Annotated in this window: 17 protein-coding genes; 8 read left to right on the plus strand and 9 right to left on the minus strand. The window is 45.2% G+C overall.

Annotation, left to right across the window (positions count from 1 at the left end):
- The first annotated feature begins 49 nt into the window (after nt 1-49).
- From ABIX36_RS10615 to ABIX36_RS10625, 3 genes are all read left to right on the plus strand, one after another.
- Complete coding sequence (locus tag ABIX36_RS10615) at nt 50-760, plus strand: peptidylprolyl isomerase (protein WP_348082141.1); 711 nt, start codon at nt 50-52, stop codon at nt 758-760.
- 43 nt (nt 761-803) lie between these two features.
- Nucleotides 804-1,571: an exodeoxyribonuclease III gene (locus ABIX36_RS10620; protein WP_128533939.1), complete on the plus strand. Its 768-nt coding sequence runs from the start codon at nt 804-806 to the stop codon at nt 1,569-1,571.
- A gap of 177 nt (nt 1,572-1,748) precedes the next feature.
- A complete protein-coding gene (locus ABIX36_RS10625) occupies nt 1,749-3,317 on the plus strand; it encodes a M1 family metallopeptidase (RefSeq protein ID WP_348082142.1) in 1,569 nt (522 codons plus the stop codon).
- Here ABIX36_RS10625 and ABIX36_RS10630 read toward each other — a convergent pair.
- From ABIX36_RS10630 to ABIX36_RS10665, 8 genes are all read right to left on the minus strand, one after another.
- Nucleotides 3,312-3,644, minus strand: coding sequence for a DUF86 domain-containing protein (locus ABIX36_RS10630; RefSeq protein ID WP_348082143.1), 333 nt, complete (start codon nt 3,642-3,644; stop codon nt 3,312-3,314). The two genes, ABIX36_RS10625 and ABIX36_RS10630, sit on opposite strands and share 6 nt — an antisense overlap.
- Nucleotides 3,641-3,925: a nucleotidyltransferase family protein gene (locus ABIX36_RS10635; protein WP_348082144.1), complete on the minus strand. Its 285-nt coding sequence runs from the start codon at nt 3,923-3,925 to the stop codon at nt 3,641-3,643. The genes ABIX36_RS10630 and ABIX36_RS10635 overlap by 4 nt, the downstream gene beginning before the upstream one ends.
- A gap of 94 nt (nt 3,926-4,019) precedes the next feature.
- Nucleotides 4,020-4,583 (minus strand): elongation factor P, encoded by a 564-nt coding sequence (gene efp, locus ABIX36_RS10640; protein WP_348082145.1) that lies wholly within the window; start codon nt 4,581-4,583, stop codon nt 4,020-4,022.
- A 144-nt stretch (nt 4,584-4,727) separates the two neighbouring features.
- Complete coding sequence (locus ABIX36_RS10645) at nt 4,728-5,348, minus strand: ATP-binding cassette domain-containing protein (RefSeq protein ID WP_348082146.1); 621 nt, start codon at nt 5,346-5,348, stop codon at nt 4,728-4,730.
- Nucleotides 5,349-5,431: 83 nt separating this feature from the next.
- Nucleotides 5,432-6,217, minus strand: coding sequence for an acyl-ACP--UDP-N-acetylglucosamine O-acyltransferase (gene lpxA, locus ABIX36_RS10650; RefSeq protein WP_128533934.1), 786 nt, complete (start codon nt 6,215-6,217; stop codon nt 5,432-5,434).
- 4 nt (nt 6,218-6,221) lie between these two features.
- Entirely contained in the window at nt 6,222-7,619 is a 1,398-nt protein-coding gene (locus tag ABIX36_RS10655; protein WP_348082147.1) for a bifunctional UDP-3-O-[3-hydroxymyristoyl] N-acetylglucosamine deacetylase/3-hydroxyacyl-ACP dehydratase, read from the minus strand.
- 89 nt (nt 7,620-7,708) lie between these two features.
- Nucleotides 7,709-8,749, minus strand: coding sequence for a UDP-3-O-(3-hydroxymyristoyl)glucosamine N-acyltransferase (lpxD, locus tag ABIX36_RS10660; RefSeq protein WP_348082148.1), 1,041 nt, complete (start codon nt 8,747-8,749; stop codon nt 7,709-7,711).
- A 101-nt stretch (nt 8,750-8,850) separates the two neighbouring features.
- Nucleotides 8,851-10,077, minus strand: a complete 1,227-nt coding sequence (locus ABIX36_RS10665; protein WP_348082149.1) for an HD domain-containing protein — start codon at nt 10,075-10,077, stop codon at nt 8,851-8,853.
- Nucleotides 10,078-10,216: 139 nt separating this feature from the next.
- Between ABIX36_RS10665 and ABIX36_RS10670 the strand changes: the two genes are divergently transcribed.
- The 3 genes from ABIX36_RS10670 to ABIX36_RS10680 all read left to right on the plus strand — a co-directional run bounded on the left by ABIX36_RS10670 (nt 10,217) and on the right by ABIX36_RS10680 (nt 13,587).
- Nucleotides 10,217-11,770, plus strand: coding sequence for a bifunctional response regulator/alkaline phosphatase family protein (locus ABIX36_RS10670; RefSeq protein ID WP_348082150.1), 1,554 nt, complete (start codon nt 10,217-10,219; stop codon nt 11,768-11,770).
- A gap of 122 nt (nt 11,771-11,892) precedes the next feature.
- Nucleotides 11,893-12,309, plus strand: coding sequence for a tRNA (adenosine(37)-N6)-threonylcarbamoyltransferase complex ATPase subunit type 1 TsaE (gene tsaE / locus ABIX36_RS10675; protein WP_348082151.1), 417 nt, complete (start codon nt 11,893-11,895; stop codon nt 12,307-12,309).
- Between the two features lie 51 nt (nt 12,310-12,360).
- The gene (locus ABIX36_RS10680; protein WP_348082152.1) at nt 12,361-13,587 is read left to right on the plus strand and encodes an alanine dehydrogenase; all 1,227 of its coding nucleotides are present in this window, start codon (nt 12,361-12,363) and stop codon (nt 13,585-13,587) included.
- On the opposite strand, the gene ABIX36_RS10685 is transcribed toward ABIX36_RS10680, so the two are convergent.
- Nucleotides 13,588-14,199, minus strand: a complete 612-nt coding sequence (locus ABIX36_RS10685) for a phosphoglycerate mutase family protein (protein WP_348082153.1) — start codon at nt 14,197-14,199, stop codon at nt 13,588-13,590. It abuts the gene before it with no gap.
- A 48-nt stretch (nt 14,200-14,247) separates the two neighbouring features.
- On the opposite strand from ABIX36_RS10685, the gene ABIX36_RS10690 reads away from it, so the two are divergent.
- Together ABIX36_RS10690 and ABIX36_RS10695 are read left to right on the plus strand one after the other, a co-directional pair.
- Nucleotides 14,248-15,240 (plus strand): YihY/virulence factor BrkB family protein, encoded by a 993-nt coding sequence (locus tag ABIX36_RS10690; protein WP_348082154.1) that lies wholly within the window; start codon nt 14,248-14,250, stop codon nt 15,238-15,240.
- Between the two features lie 134 nt (nt 15,241-15,374).
- Nucleotides 15,375-16,601: a PDZ domain-containing protein gene (locus tag ABIX36_RS10695; RefSeq protein ID WP_348082155.1), complete on the plus strand. Its 1,227-nt coding sequence runs from the start codon at nt 15,375-15,377 to the stop codon at nt 16,599-16,601.
- Nucleotides 16,602-16,620: the final 19 nt, after the last annotated feature.

Raw genomic sequence — 16,620 nt, forward strand, 5'->3', positions numbered from 1 at the left:
TCGGCTTCCCTTACAACTATTATAACATCTATAGCTCCCAGTAACCAATATGAAGAAACTGTTTACAATAACGCTGCTCCTGCTTACAGTTAGCATAGCCTTTGCCAAACCGCCAAAAAATCAGTACGTGCGCATCCGCACCAGCTATGGGGATTGCATTATTCGCCTGTATAACGAAACGCCGCTGCATCGCGATAATTTTATAAAGCTCACCAAAAAAGGCTTTTATAACGGCACCCTGTTCCATAGGGTGATACAGAATTTTATGATACAGGGGGGCGACCCGGATTCGCGCGATACCAGCAAAGCCAAGCCTGGTGCAGAATTGGGTAATGGCGATGTAAAGTATACCATCCCTGCCGAATTTAGGGATAGCCTTTTTCACAAACGTGGGGTGTTGGCCGCTGCGCGGGATGATAACCCGAAAAAGGCATCGAGCGGTTGCCAGTTTTACATTGTGGAGGGCAAGCGTTTTACGCCCGGCCGTTTAGATACGCTGGAGAATACCCGCCTCAAGGGCCGCAAGATCCCCGCATGGCAGCGCGATATTTATACCACCGTTGGCGGTGTGCCTCACCTCGACCAAAACTATACTGTTTACGGTGAAGTAGTAACCGGCCTTGACATGGTTGACCGCATTGCCGCTGTTAAAAAAGATGCACACGACCGCCCAACTACCAATGTGGATATGATAGTGGAATTGTTGAGCAAGCGCGAGTGTAAGCAATTAGATAAACTGTTGGAGTTAACGTCGAAATAACCACACTTAGAACTAATCCGAAATCGAAAATTCGAAATCCGAAATGAAAATAATCACTTACAACGTTAACGGCATTCGTTCTGCCATCAATAAAAACTGGCTGGCCTGGTTGCAGGCTACCGATGCCGATGTGGTTTGTTTACAAGAAATTAAAGCTACACCCGATGTTATCGCCGATCTGGGACTAATAGATGATTTGGGCTACCAGCATTTTTGGTTCCCTGCGGAGAAGAAAGGGTATAGTGGTACAGCCATTTTCAGCAAGATATTGCCAAACCATGTGGAGTACGGCTGCGGCATCCCTGATTTCGACAGGGAGGGGCGTTGCATCCGGGTCGATTTTGATGAGGTATCGGTCATGAGCGCGTATTTTCCGTCGGGCTCCAGTGGCGATGAACGGCAGATCTTTAAATACCGTTTCCTGGATGAGTTTGGCAAGTACCTCACCTTATTGAAAGTAGAACACCCTAAATTAGTTATCTGTGGCGATTACAATATATGCCACCGCGCCATCGACATCCATAACCCAAAATCAAACGCCAACTCATCCGGCTTTTTACCCGAGGAACGCGAATGGATGGAAAACTTTATTGAATCAGGCTTTGTGGATACCTTCAGGCATGTAAATAAAGAACCGCACAACTACACCTGGTGGAGTTTCCGCTCCGGTGCCCGCGGCAAGAATTTGGGCTGGCGGATTGATTACGCCATGGCGAGTAAAGAACTGGAGGGTAACATCAAACGGGCAGCCATATTACCGGAGGCAAAACACTCGGACCATTGCCCGGTGTTGCTGGAGCTGGAGTTTTGATGCGTTTTTACTGCAAGCGCGTGTCATTAGGGTTAACATAACTTAACATAATTCAAAAATAAATTTCATAAAGCATTCATAATAACCCAGTTATATTTTTATGGGGTTAACATAAAATGTGCTTTTTTTATGTCATCCCTCTTTAAAACGAACCCTTTTTTACTCTAAAATCACCGTATGCGCAATATTAATTATTTACTGTTAAGCTGCCTATTCTTTACCATATCTGGCTATGCTCAGCAACCCGGGGCAATCATCGATGTGCAGCATTATAAATTTGCCCTTTTGCTGAACGACGCCAACAATAACATAAAAGGCAATGCCGTCGTAACGCTTAAATTCATAAAATCGGCAAATGCCATTAGCCTCGACCTGATCAAAAAGAAAGCGACCGGCAAAGGGATGCTGGTTTCATCGGTAACTGAATTTGGCAAACCATTGCAATTTAAGCAGGACAGCACCTCGGTTATTATTAAAACAAATGCTAAGAAGGGCAGCCTGCACAGCTACACCGTCAAGTACAGCGGCATACCGGCTGATGGGCTTATCATTTCCACCAACAATTATAAACACCGCACTTTTTTTGGCGATAACTGGCCAAACCGCGCTCAAAACTGGCTGCCCTGCGCCGACCATCCTGCCGATAAAGCAGCCGTAGAGTTTATTGTTACCGCCCCTGCCCACTACAGCGTTGTTGCTAACGGACTAAAAGTGAAAGAACAAAATCTCCCCCGTAAATTAAAGCTTACCCACTGGCGTGAGAAGGCCCCCATCTCCACCAAAGTAATGGTGATTGGCGCTGCCGATTTTGCGATAGCCCATACCGGCGATGTTAACGGCATCCCGATTTATACTTACGTGTTCCCGGAGGATAAGGAAACCGGCTTTAAAAGCTATGCGGTAGCTAAAGATATCCTGCCTTTCTTCATAAAAAACGTGGGGCCGTTTGCTTATGAAAAGCTGGCCAACGTACAATCAAAAACCATATTTGGCGGTATGGAGAACGCCAGTTGCATCTTCTATTTCGAGGAATCGGTTAAAAGCCCCACGATAGAAGAATTGATGGCTCACGAGATCGCGCACCAATGGTTCGGCGACGCGGCAAGCGAAAAAAGCTGGCCTAACTTATGGCTCAGCGAAGGTTTTGCCACCTACATGACCAACCTCTACATCGAAAGCAAATATGGCCCGGAGAAACTTAAACAACGGTTACTTGCCGATACCGCAACGATATTCTCGTTAGAGAAAACACATCTCGCGCCCGTTGTTGATACCAACATCAATGGCGATTACATGAAGTTGCTCAATGCCAACAGCTACCAAAAAGGTGGCTGGGTGTTGCACATGCTGCGCCGTAAACTGGGCGACGAGCTGTTTTGGAAAGGTATACGAAGTTATTACGCCCAATACAAAGACAAAAACGCCAATACCAACGACCTATGCGCCATTATGGAAAAAGCCAGCGGAGTGGACTTAAAGCAGTTTTTTAAACAATGGTTATATACCGCCGGGCATCCCGTCTTAATGATTGAGAAATCGTTCGATAAAGCATCAAAAACGATAACCTTAAACATAACACAGAAACAGGATACGCTTTATGAATTCCCCTTAGAATTTACGATTGACGGACGAGCCGGAATAATCCGGGTGAATGAAAGGGAAATGACTATGAAGTTTTCCGCCAATTCCGGCAATCTGGTTTTCGACCCGAATGTTAATTTATTGGCGACTATTGAGGGATTATAGCTTGATCTTACTCAACTGCTCTTTTAAAATCGGCAGGTCGGATTTGACTGTGGTGTATATTGTTGATGCCGATACGCCAAAATATTCGTGAATTAACTTATTCCGCATCGCCTTCATCAATCGCCATTGCACATTGGGGTTAGCCGTTTTTACAGCCTCTGATATTTTTGTTGCTGCTTCACCTATAATTTCAAACCGACGGATAACCGCGTCCTGCATCATCATATCGGTAATGAAATCAAACTCTGTTTTCTCAGCAATATAGTTGTCGATAATTGTTATTGATTCGAGAATGTCTTCTATGTATACACTATCAGACCGGCTCATAAAATAGTAATAGCCGATTGAAGCACTTCATTCCGCATTGATGATTTGATAGCACCATACTCCACTAAATCGACTTTTCGATTTACTATTTGAGAGATTTCCTCCTCCAGAGAGAGTAACTTGAACATGGTAAATGTGGAGTCGCCTTCAATTAATAAGTCGATATCGCTGTTTGAATTGTGATTTCCTTTAGCAATTGACCCAAAAATTGCAGCGCGTTTAATGAGATAGCGCCTTAGCACAGGTAGAATAAGAAGCTTATATTTATCTATTTCCTGCATAATCAAAAGTAATACAATAACATCAAACAAAAAAGCCCCCTATCGGAGGCTTAGATAATATTCTGCTCCCCCTTTCACGGGGCAGGGGGGCTTTTTACGCTTTCACTCGTTCCACATAAGTACCGCTTGCGGTATCAACCTTTACTTTATCGCCAATGTTGATAAACAAGGGAACGCGGATCTCGGCGCCGGTTTCAACGGTTGCGTTTTTTTGCGCGCCGGTTGATGTATCGCCTTTTACTGCGGGTTCTGTATAAGTAATTTCGAGCTCGGCGGAACCGGGAATAGAGCCCATTATTGGTTCGTCGCTTTCAAAGGCAACAATTACGTTGGTACCTTCTTTCAGGAATTTAACTGCGCTGCCAAACAGCATTTTCGGCACGTTATGCTGGTCGTAGGTAGTAGTGTCCATTATCACAAGCGCGTCACCATCTTCGTATAAATATTGATAATCGCTGGTTTCCACGCGACGGATGTCCACCTCTTCATCCGTACGGAAACGATACTCCACCAACTTGCCCGACCTCACATTGCGCATCCGAGCCTGGTAAAACGCACGCAGGTTGCCCGGGGTGCGGTGTAAAAAATCTTCTACCTGTACCAACTCCCCGTTAAAACGCAGGATGTTGCCATTTTTTATTTCAGATGCCTTTGCCATGTCGATTTATAGTTGGGGCAAAAATAATTATCTGTCAGGAAAGAAGCAAATAGGTGGGTTGTAGAGACGAGATACTACGCGTCTTCTTTTGCACAGTAATGAATGCGTTGTAAAATGTTTATCCAGACGCGAAGTGTCGCGCCCCTACGATTTGTAATCGGCTATGCTCAACCGGTTCTTACAAAAGCTATATTCATGTTCCTGGTTACTGCAAATGATGGTAAGGCGGTTGGCGCTGTATCGCTCCACAAGGCTTAGGTACCAATCGATGCCCTGGCTATCCAGGTTGGAGGTGGGTTCGTCCAGCATCAGCATAGGCGTATCCGAACAAAAAGCCAGCGCGAGTTTCAACCGCTGTTTCATGCCCGAAGAAAAATATTTGATCAGTTTATTGGGGCTGCCGGGTAGGCTTAAAAGGTCTACTACAGATTGCCTGTCGAGGCCGGTTTTATAGCTTTTAAATTTAAAATGAAAATCGATGATCTCGTTAAGGCTGAACTCTTCTATCAACTCCAGATAAGGCGCTGCCAGGCTAAGGTAAGTAAAAGCGCTTTCGGCTTCTACAGCTTTACCCTCATAAGAATAAGTAAGCACCCCTGCAGACGGCGCTAAGCTACCATTCAATACCTGCAACAGGGTTGATTTCCCCGAGCCGTTGGAACCTAATATCGCGTAACTTTCTTTATTCCCGAAAGTATAGTCAACCCCCCTGAAGATCCATTCACGGTTAAAGCGGCGGCCGATATTTTGGAGGGTGATTTTCATTTTGGTTCGTGGTTGATAGTTGATAGTTCATGGTAAGCTTTTTCTTTTACTGCCATGAACCATCAACTATGAACCACCTGCTATTAGATACTTCCAAAACCCTTCATGATACCGCGCTGCGAGTTCTGCACAAAGTTGATGATCTCGTCGCGCTCCACGGTTGGGTTAAACTCCGCTTCTATGATGTCCAGGGCCTTGGTGATATTGTATTTTTTGAGGAAAATAATGCGGTAAATTTCCTGGATCTCGTTGATGGTAGTTGCCGAATATCCCCTGCGGCGTAAGCCTACCGAGTTGATGCCGATATAAGAAAGCGGCTCGCGCCCCGCCTTAGTGAATGGCGGTACATCTTTACGAACCAAAGAGCCCCCGGAGATCATGCTATGCGCGCCAATCTCTACAAACTGATGAACGGCAGACGTTCCGCCGATGAAAGCATAGTCGTAAACGTTAATGTGTCCCGCCAGTTGAACTGCGTTAGCGATGATCACATTATCACCAATAACGCAATCGTGCGCAACGTGTACGTAGGCCATCAGCAGGCAATTACTGCCAATGGTGGTGGTATTTTTATCAAGCGCTGTACCGCGGTTAAGGGTTACGCATTCGCGGATAACAGTGTTGTCGCCTACGGTAACCGTGCTGGGCTCGCCCTTATATTTCAAATCCTGTGGTGGTGCAGATACAACGGCACCCGGGAAAATACGGCAGTTTTTACCGATACGGGCGCCATCCATTATAACCGAGTTGGAACCTACCCAGGTGCCTTCGCCAATTTCCACATCCTTATGGATGGTAACAAAGGGTTCGATAACTACGTTATCGGCAATTTTGGCCTGGGGGTGTATGTACGCTAAAGGCTGTATCATGCTTCTATTTATATTTTACTATTTGTGCCATTAGCTCGGCCTCTACCACAATTTTTTCGCCAACCATGCCTATACCCTTCATCTGCGCAATGCCACGGCGGATAGGGGCAACCAGGTCGCAACGGAATATTAACGTATCGCCGGGCAATACCTTATCTTTAAACCTTGCATTTTCTATTTTCAGGAACAGCGTCAGCCAATTTTCCGGATCGGGAACAGTGTTCAGCACCAAAATACCGCCAGTTTGTGCCATGGCCTCTATCTGCAAAACGCCCGGCATTACCGGTGCACCAGGGAAGTGGCCGATAAAGAACGGCTCGTTCATGGTTACGGCTTTTAACCCTACTACGTGCGTTTTTGACAGTTCCAAAATCTTATCTATCAGCAGCATTGGCGGGCGATGCGGCAGAATGTTCATGATCTGTACCGTATCATATACCGGTTTCATGTTAGGGTCGTAAACCTTTATATGTTTGCGGCTGCGTTCTTTTTTAATGAGGGTTTTTATCTTTTTAGCAAAGGCAACGTTTGCCGCGTGGCCCGGCCTTGCAGCCATAATGTGCCCTTTAAGCGGAACACCAACCAACGCCAGGTCACCTATCATATCCAGCAGCTTGTGGCGTGCCGGCTCGTTCTGGTGGCGTAGTTCGATATTGTTCAGAATTCCCTGTGGGGCAACGCTGATATCTTTACGGTTAAATAATTTGGCTAAGTGGGCAAGTTCTTCTTCGTCCACTTCCTTATCAACCACAACAATGGCGTTGTTTAAGTCGCCGCCTTTGATCAGGTCGTGTTTCAGCAGGGCCTCTAACTCATGCAAAAAGCAAAAAGTACGGCTTGATGCTATTTCCTTTTTAAACTCGGCTATGGTAGATATTGTTGCATGCTGGCTGCCCAATACCTGCGAATTATAATCAACCATACAGGTGAACCTATAATCGGTATCTAAAGGCATGGCAACCATTTCTACCTTGCGGTCCGGCTCAGTATAGTGGATATTGTAAGGAATATGGTAATACTCGCGGTCGGCATCCTGCTCGGTAAAGCCGATAGCCTCAATAGCATCAATGAAATTTATCGAACTTCCATCCATTATCGGCATTTCGGGGCCGCTGATATCGATCAGTACGTTATCTATCTCTAAGCCGACCATGGCGGCAAGCACATGCTCTACTGTACTAACACTTGCGCCGTTTTGGGTAAGCGTAGTACCGCGCGATGTATCGGTTACGTTATCGCAGTCAGCCTCAATAATGGGCTGACCGGGCAGATCTACCCTGCGAAATTTGTAGCCGTGTTTCTCCGGCGCAGGGTTAAAGGTAAGCGTAACAAATTCGCCCGTGTGCAGGCCTGTACCCGAAACCGAAACGGGTTCTTTAATAGTTCTTTGTTTTACATTCATCTTAGTGGTTCATTGGCTCATTTGTTCAGTAGTTCATTGGTGGGTTTTTCATTAAGCTTTAAAGACTAATAAACCAATGAACGAGTGTACTATTGAACGTCCCTTAATTCTTTAATTATATTTTCTAATTCTAAAACTCGTCTTTCTAATTCGGGCAAACGGCTAACCACTACATTCGACCGCATATTGCTGCCATACGGCAAAGCCGGTGAGCCGGCCCATTTTTGCCCCTCTTGTTTTATTGGGCGACTAACGCCCGATTGCGCCTGCACCTGGGTACCCTTTGCTATGCTGATATGCCCCACTATACCCACCTGGCCACCAAGCATTACATTGTTTTCCAGTTTAGTGCTGCCGGCAATGCCGGTTTGGGCAGCAATAACGGTATTATCTCCTATTTCAACATTGTGTGCTATCTGCACCAGGTTATCCAGCTTGGCACCTTTATGTATTATGGTAGAGCCCATCGTTGCCCTGTCAATAGTGGTATTGGAGCCAATCTCCACATCATCCTCAATAATAACATTGCCTATTTGCGGTATTTTGCTGTAGGTGCCATCCGGCTTAGGCGCAAAACCGAAACCATCGCTACCAATCACCGCGCCCGAGTGGATAATAACATTATCCCCTATCACGCAATCAAAATAAACGGTAACACCTGGGAACAAGGTAACATTATCGCCAAGGGTAACATTATCTGCAATGTAGCAATTAGGATATACTTTACAGTTATTCCCCATTTTTACATCCTGGCTAATGTAGGCGAAAGCGCCAACGTAAACGTTTTCTCCTATTTTGGCCGAGGGATGAATAAAAGATGGCTGCTCGATGCCCGCTTTACGAAGTTTTAGGGTGTTGTATTGTTCCAGCAAAAGGGTGAAAGCACTGTAGGCATTCTCTACCCGTATCAGCGAGGCGCTTACCGGGCCGCTTAATTGCTGGTCGTTATTAACAATAACGATTGATGCATTTGTGGTATACAAATACTGCTCATACTTAGGGTTAGCTAAAAATGATAACGAACCGTTTTGCGCCTCCTCTATCTTAGAAAGCTGACTAACGGCCGCAAGCGGGTCGCCTTCAACCGTTCCGTTTAGCATAAAGGCTATGTCCTTAGCGGTAAATTGCATCCTGCAAATTTAGGTTTATTTTATGTTTTCTATAGTGCTGCAAAGCGTCCTTTTAAATTGAGGTAAACACAATGTTAAATCTGCCATCATTTCTGCCTGAATTATACCAACGCTTTGCTGTAGCAAAGTATGTATTTTTTCACTGTTTTTGTAAGGGCCTCCAGGTTACTGTTATCGCTTGCGAGCGCAATATCTGTTATCGCGCCATTCTTCATCAATATATGAATATTGCCATCGCCTTTGTTATAAGCATTGTTACGTATCGCATCGGTAAATACAAAATACGATGCCTCTTCCTCAGTAATATTATATAACTCTGCCGCTCTGCGTCTTAATTCTGCAATAAAATCTTCGTCCGGCCTTTCGGAGGTGATATCTACATGGAATAATTTACGCTCTATCAAGTTACTGCACAGGGTAGATAGAACAAAATCCTCGCTGTCTGCCCAAACCTTTACCGCAGCCATTACATCGGTATCGTCAAGCTTGGCAAAAACTTCCAGGTGATGGGGCTGGCTTTTAAAATCTTCTTCAGAGATCACCTTCTCCAAAAAATGGTTCAATGCCGGGGTGATGTTGAATTTATGCCCCTTTAAAGCCAGTTCGCGGCTGCGATTAAAGATCTTGCAAAGCAGTTGTTCGCCGGCTATTACGGTTTTGTGCAAGTACACCTGCCAGTACATCAGCCTGCGTGCTATCAGGAATTTCTCTATCGAATAAATGCCTTTTTCTTCTACCGTAATACTATCATCCTTCACGCTCAGCATTTTAATAATGCGGTCTGAACTGATGACGCCTTCGGATACGCCAGTGAAAAAACTATCCCGGTTAAGGTAATCCATCCGGTCCATATCCAACTGGCTGGATACCAGTTGATGCAGGAATTTTTTGTGGTAAGTGCCTTTAAAGATTGCGATGGCCAATGAAAGCTGTCCGTTGAATTGTTCATTCAGTTTATCCATTAGCAAAATGGAGATGTCTTCATGGTCTATACCTTCTATAATAGTATGTTCCAGGGCGTGTGAGAACGGCCCGTGCCCAATATCGTGTAATAAAATGGCAATGAGTAACCCTTCCTTTTCTTCGGCACTAATGGTGCAGCCTTTATTGCAAAGTGTTTCCATTGCAGTGCCCATTAAATGCATTGCACCTATAGCATGATGAAAGCGGGTGTGCAAAGCGCCAGGGTATACCAAGTGGGTCATTCCCAATTGTTTAATATACCTTAGCCGCTGAAAGTAGGGATGCTCGATGAGGTCGAACACCAGTTCGGATGGTATGCTGATAAACCCGTAAACCGGGTCGTTGATGATCTTCTTTTTGTTCAAAGTAGCTATATAGAATGCAAAAGTGTTGAATTATGACAAAACAAGCACCATGCTATTGTTAATATATGTTAAACCTTTGTATAATTTTACAACAAAATATGCTACCCCAGGGTTATAAGGGAGTAAAAATAAATTTATTATGCAGGATACCTCCATATTATGGGCCGACGACGAGATCGACTTGTTGAAACCGCACATAATGTTCTTAACAGAAAAAGGCTACAAAGTTACTACCGTAACCAACGGCCACGATGCTTTAGACGAATTTAAAAAACAATACTTCGATCTTGTTTTCCTTGACGAAAATATGCCCGGCTTAACCGGCCTGGAAACCTTACAGCAAATAAAAAACATCCGCAGCGATGTGCCTATTGTTCTGATCACTAAGAACGAGGAAGAATACCTGATGGAAGATGCCATCGGCTCCAAGATAGACGACTACCTGATAAAGCCTGTACACCCGAAGCAGATACAGCTTACCATAAAAAAACTTACCGAGAACAAGCGCCTGGTAACCGAGAAAACCACCATGGCCTACCAGATGGATTTCCGCACGCTTGGGATGACCCTGAACGATAACCTCAGCTTCCAGGAATGGGTGGATGTTTACAAAAAACTCATCTATTGGGAACTGGAACTGGAAACCCTGGAAGATGCCGGGATGCACGAGATCCTTACCCTGCAAAAGGCCGAGGCTAACGTACAGTTCTGCAAGTTTGTAGAACGCAACTACCTCGATTGGGTTAAAAATCCCGATACCGCGCCAACCTCATCGCCACAGTTATTTAAAAAGAAAGTGTTCCCTAAGCTGGATGGCAACGGGCCTGTTTTCTTCATATTGATAGATAATTTACGCTACGATCAGTTTAAGATCATCAACCCTATTATATCCGAGTACTTCCGTTTGGAAGAGGAGGACACTTATTTCAGCATCCTGCCAACCGCAACGCAGTACGCGCGTAACGCCATCTTCTCGGGCTTAATGCCTTTGGATATGGAAAAACGCTACCCGCAAATGTGGCAGAACGACGAGGATGAAGGTGGTAAAAACCTTTATGAGGCTGACTTTATTGCCGATCAGCTAAAGCGTTCATTACGCAGGGAGATCAAACACTCCTACCACAAAATATTAAACATTGATGAAGGCCGGGCGCTGAACGAATCGGTTAATAACCTGATGCAGAACGACCTGAACGTGGTGGTATACAACTTTGTGGATATGCTGAGCCACGCTCGCACCGATATGCAGATGATCCGCGAGCTGGCAAGTGACGACGCAGCTTATCGTTCGTTAACCCTGTCGTGGTTTGAACATTCGCCCTTGTTCGATCTTTTGAAGTTTTTAGCATCAAAACAAGTAAGGGTGATCATCACAACAGATCACGGTACCATCAAAGTAAAAAACCCAAGCAAGATCATCGGCGACCGTAACACCAATACCAACCTGCGTTATAAACAAGGTAAAAACCTGAATTATAATGCCAAGGAGGTTTTCCACATCCGCAACCCGCACGATGCCATGCTGCCAAAACTGCACGTAAGCAGCAGCTTTGTATTTGCCAAAGGCGACAGCTACTTTGTGTACCCTAATAATTACAATCACTTTGTGAATTTTTATAATGAGACCTTCCAGCACGGCGGTATCTCTTTAGAAGAAATGATCATCCCTATTGTAACTTACGGGCCGAAATAGGAAAAAAGAATTCCCCACGCGTCATTGCGAGGAACGAAGCAATCTCTGAACTTTGCATCAACAAATTGCATGTCGAGAGATTGCTTCGTTCCTCGCCATGACGCTTTTATATATAAATCCTCATGGATATCCACATCAACACACTTGAAGAATTAGCAGGTGCTGCACCAGACATATTGGAGTACGCCGGCAGCAATAAAATATTTTTGTTTTATGGCGATATGGGCGCGGGCAAAACCACCCTCATTAAGTCACTTTGTGCTGCGCTTGGCGTAACCGACGAAGTTACCAGTCCTACATTTTCTATTGTAAACGAGTATGCCGGCACCAATAGCCCTGTTTATCACTTCGATTTTTACCGGTTGAAAGAGCAGGGCGAAGCTTTGGATATGGGTTACGAGGAATATTTTTTCTCGGATAATTATTGCTTTATAGAGTGGCCAGAAAAAATTGCCGGGCTGATTCCGGATCAATACACCGGCATTCGCATAGCGGTATCAGAAGAAGGTATACGCCAAATAACTGTGGAAAACATTTGATGCTTAAACCCGTTGTTTTTCTTATCTTCAACATCCCGAAAATAAGAAAAAATGAGTTCAGGAAAATATAGCGGATTTTCTGATGTCGCCCGCCAGGCGATGATGCAGCCCCAGGAGTCGATGCTTGAGGTTAAAAGCAAGAAAAATAAACTTTATATCGGTATCCCCAAGGAGGTTTCCTTCCAGGAAAACCGTATTCCGCTTACGCCATTATCTGTTGCCTTGCTCGTAAATAACGGGCACGATGTGCTTTTAGAAAGCAACGCCGGCCAGGCGGCAAACTTCTCTGATAATAACTACAGCGAACAAGGCGCGCAAATAGTGTACGACACCAAGCGTATTTACGAAGCCGATATCATTATTAAAATTGCGCCGCCTACCATGGAAGAAATAGCCATGATGAAACCGGGGCAGTTGCTGATATCCGCGTTACAGGTATCTACCTTAAAAGCAGAATGTCTGCAGGCGCTGATGGCAAAAAAAATAACCGCCATTTGCTTTGAAAACATTGAGGATGAGGGTGGCACCCTAACCGTTGTGCGTGCCATGAGCGAAATCGTCGGCGCTACATCCATCCTTATCGCGGCAGAATATCTGAGTAATATTTTTGGTGGTAAAGGGTTAATGCTTGGTGGTATAACCGGCGTACCGCCAACCGAAATTGTGATACTTGGCGCAGGCACGGTTGGCGAATATGCCGCCCGTACAGCCATCTCATTGGGGGCCGAGGTGAAAGTATTCGACCCATCTATCTACAAACTGCGCCGCCTGCAAAACAACATTGGCAGCCGCGTATTTACCTCAGTTATACAATCTATTGTTTTAGAGAAAGCCATTACCACCTGTGACGTGGCTATAGGTGCTATGCGTGCCGATGACGGCCGCAGCCCCTGCCTCGTATCTGAAACAACGGTAAGCAAAATGAAACCAAATTCGGTAATTATAGATGTGAGCATCGACCAGGGCGGCTGCTTTGAAACCTCCGAAGTGACCAACCACACACACCCGGTGTTCAGAAAATACGACGTTATCCATTATTGTGTCCCAAACATTGCATCGCGGGTAGCGCGCACTGCCACCTATGCGCTCACTAATATTTTCGCGCCGATACTGCTGGACATAGGTGAACAAGGCGGTCTAAAGAACGTGATCTGGAAAAAATCGGGCATCCGCAACGCGGTTTATATTTACCAGGGGCACCTTACCAACAAGCACATGGGCGAGCGTTTTGGTATTCCCTGTAAGGATCTCGACTTACTGGTTGTATCTAATCACTAATTAATAGTGGGCCGCAGGGCTTACAAATTGCTGTGCCGGGCGGTCGTCTTCCTTGTATTTTTGAGGCAGGTCTGACTTATGATGGAGCATCCCGTAGTAGGAAATTTCCAGCTCGCGCTCGCCGGAATCCTTTACGGTTACCTTGAATATCATGTCGTAATCGTCCTCGTCAAGCGCTTCAAAGGGCATTTCGGCGCCAAAAGCACCTAATAAAGGCATTAGGGTGTTAGAATGACCGACTATTAGCACATTGCCGCCTTTAAAGTTTTTAAGGATGCTTGTTGCAAATGTTTTAAGGCTGTCGCCATACATAACCGGCGAAAGCTTGGCCTGGGCGGCAAGGGGGCGTGCTGTTTCGCCGGCACGCTTGTATTTGGTAACATATATGGCTTTTATTTTTTCGCGCTTTAAAAACTTGGCTAACGCTTCTGCACGCTTTTGCCCGTCGAAAGAAAGGTTGGGGTCATCCGCAGTTTTTACAGTCGCGGGCTCTTTTTCGCCATGCCTTACAAGCCAAATAGTTGTTTTCTGCGCAAAGGCATTATAATTGCTAAGGAACAAACAAACAAAGAGTACTTTTAATATTTTAGATTGTAGCAATATGTTTTTCATAGCGTGCTTAATAGGTTTACAAGTAAAGGTATTTACAAATATATTGATATGCGGTTTTTTGATAAAGAATATTTAAAGCACCTGTGGAAGGTTTTAGTGGCAACCTTTAGCGGCTTTGGCAGCGATAATGGCTTAAAACTAAGTGCCTCGTTAGCCTATTATACGGTATTTTCCCTCGCACCGTTACTTATTTTAGTAATATCTCTGGCAAGCCTGGTATTTGGCCACGATGCCGCTACCGACCGCCTCTATCCCCAAATACAACATTACGTTGGCGAAACTGCCGCTTTGCAGATACAGGACATGCTTAAGAGCCTGGAACTGAGCGGCAAAACAGGCACCGCGGTGGTTATAGCCGTAGTAACTTTGCTTGTAGGTGCAAGCAGTATTTTTTTAGAGATCCAGGATTCGCTTAACATGATATGGCGCGTAAAGGCTAAGCCTAAAAAAGGCTGGGTAAAAATGCTGCAGAACCGCTTTTTATCGTTTTCGCTTATTGTAAGCCTTGGCTTCTTACTAATGGCCTCGCTGGTAATCAATCTTCTGATGGAAGCATTAAAAGCACGTATAGAGGATTTTTTGCCTATAATCACGGGCAACCTTTTAAAGGTTGTAAACCTCGGCATTACACTTTTGGTTATTTCCACGCTATTTGCCATCATTTTCAAATTTCTGCCCGACGTTAAGATAAAGTGGAAAGATGTGCGATCAGGTGCCGTTTTTACGGCAATCCTTTTTATGATAGGGCAATACATCATCAGCTTATATATTCAATATATAGCGCCGGGCTCTGCTTACGGGGCGGCGGGCTCGCTCATTGTAATACTGGTGTGGATCTACTACACGGCGGCCATCCTATACATTGGTGCCGAGTTTACACAAGTTTATGCCGAAGCCATTGGCAGCCGTATTGAGCCCGCCGAATACGCGGTACATGTACAGCAAACCGAGGTAGAACGTACAGTGGCGCAACTCCCGGCGCAAAACCCCGAGATAAAGGGCAACCTGAAATGCGATGATAAGCCCGATAAAAAAAAGTAGGACACCTTTAACAACCCTCATTTGCATCGGCATAGCGTCAAAGTTCACGCGCTTTTCAATTTGTAAACAGGGTATTTACATTAGTAAATAATGGTGTACATTTAGCTACCAATTTTATCCGTTTGTTAGCTACTGTGCATATATTTAAAAGAAAGGCGTTTTGGCTTACCGCTATATTCTGTTGCCTTTATTTATTTTCTTCGGCGCAGTACTTTGCTGTGGATAGCAACCGTAAAAATGTTAGCATCCCTTTCCGCATTGTCCGCAATATGGTGGTCATTAAAATGCAAATAAATAATAAAGGCCCTTTTAATTTTGTGTTGGATACCGGCGTGGGGCTAATGATCATGACAGACCCCACCATGGTCGACTCTATAAACCTAACTCAGAAACGCGTCATCAAAATAACCGGGCTTGGCGAAGACGGCGATTACGAGGCGTATGTAACCCCTCCGTTAAAACTGGAGATCCCCGGGCTCTACAGCCTCGGTATCTCATCGGCAATATTAAAAAAAGATTACTTTAACCTTTCCAGCTATGTAGGGATGCCCATACACGGCCTAATAGGCTGGGATTTTTTCAACAGCCTGGCAGTAAAGATCAACTTCTCTGATAGCACCATGACCGTGTGCCGCCCCAACGACCTCACCGGGACTAAAAAGAGCCAGAAAATACCGATCACTATTGAGGATAAAAAGCCCTACCTGGAAACCATGATTGTTTTCCCCGACGGGCGCCGGGCGAAAAACAAACTGGTGATAGATCTCGGTGCCGGGCACCCCCTATCCCTGGAAAACCTGCAAAAAACTAATGGGCTCCCTAAGGCATACATCAGGGCAAGTCTTGGCGTGGCTTTAAACGGTCCCATCAGTGGCTTTATAAGCCGGGTAAGTGTAATTGAACTGGGCAAATACAAGGTAAAGAACGTAATTACCTCATTCCCGGATATTGCTTCCGAAGTTCGCAGCTATACCGTTGCCCGCGACGGGAACCTGGGCATCGGGATACTAAAAAAGTTCAATGTAATATTTGATTACAGTAACAACGCCCTATATCTTAAGCCGAACCAAACCTTCAGCGATCCGTTTGAACATGACATGAGCGGCATAGAATACTACTCGGCTGGCGAAAACCTGGACCACCTGGTAGTAAGCCGCGTTGAACCGAACTCCCCTGCAGACGAGATAGGCTTGCAAAGAAACGATGAGATCGTCTCGATCAATTTTAAGCCCGTATCCAAAATGAGTGTGGAAGAGGTAGACAATCTGCTGAAATCGAGAACCGACCGAAGCATATTGTTGGAAATATATCACGACAAACGGTACGACCGTGTAATACTAACCCTCCGCCGCCGCATTTAAAGCCAATTGTAACAAACCC

It is taken from the genome of Mucilaginibacter sp., assembly GCF_039925265.1.
In the GTDB taxonomy this organism is placed as follows: domain Bacteria; phylum Bacteroidota; class Bacteroidia; order Sphingobacteriales; family Sphingobacteriaceae; genus Mucilaginibacter.

Coding starts and splice junctions, on each gene's coding strand:
- ABIX36_RS10615 (WP_348082141.1), top strand. CDS start 50: ATGAAGAAACTGTTTACAATAACGCTGCTCCTGCTTACAGTTAGCATA.
- ABIX36_RS10620 (WP_128533939.1), top strand. CDS start 804: ATGAAAATAATCACTTACAACGTTAACGGCATTCGTTCTGCCATCAAT.
- ABIX36_RS10625 (WP_348082142.1), top strand. CDS start 1,749: ATGCGCAATATTAATTATTTACTGTTAAGCTGCCTATTCTTTACCATA.
- ABIX36_RS10630 (WP_348082143.1), bottom strand. CDS start 3,644: ATGAGCCGGTCTGATAGTGTATACATAGAAGACATTCTCGAATCAATA.
- ABIX36_RS10635 (WP_348082144.1), bottom strand. CDS start 3,925: ATGCAGGAAATAGATAAATATAAGCTTCTTATTCTACCTGTGCTAAGG.
- efp (WP_348082145.1), bottom strand. CDS start 4,583: ATGGCAAAGGCATCTGAAATAAAAAATGGCAACATCCTGCGTTTTAAC.
- ABIX36_RS10645 (WP_348082146.1), bottom strand. CDS start 5,348: ATGAAAATCACCCTCCAAAATATCGGCCGCCGCTTTAACCGTGAATGG.
- lpxA (WP_128533934.1), bottom strand. CDS start 6,217: ATGATACAGCCTTTAGCGTACATACACCCCCAGGCCAAAATTGCCGAT.
- ABIX36_RS10655 (WP_348082147.1), bottom strand. CDS start 7,619: ATGAATGTAAAACAAAGAACTATTAAAGAACCCGTTTCGGTTTCGGGT.
- lpxD (WP_348082148.1), bottom strand. CDS start 8,749: ATGCAATTTACCGCTAAGGACATAGCCTTTATGCTAAACGGAACGGTT.
- ABIX36_RS10670 (WP_348082150.1), top strand. CDS start 10,217: ATGCAGGATACCTCCATATTATGGGCCGACGACGAGATCGACTTGTTG.
- tsaE (WP_348082151.1), top strand. CDS start 11,893: ATGGATATCCACATCAACACACTTGAAGAATTAGCAGGTGCTGCACCA.
- ABIX36_RS10680 (WP_348082152.1), top strand. CDS start 12,361: ATGAGTTCAGGAAAATATAGCGGATTTTCTGATGTCGCCCGCCAGGCG.
- ABIX36_RS10685 (WP_348082153.1), bottom strand. CDS start 14,199: ATGAAAAACATATTGCTACAATCTAAAATATTAAAAGTACTCTTTGTT.
- ABIX36_RS10690 (WP_348082154.1), top strand. CDS start 14,248: ATGCGGTTTTTTGATAAAGAATATTTAAAGCACCTGTGGAAGGTTTTA.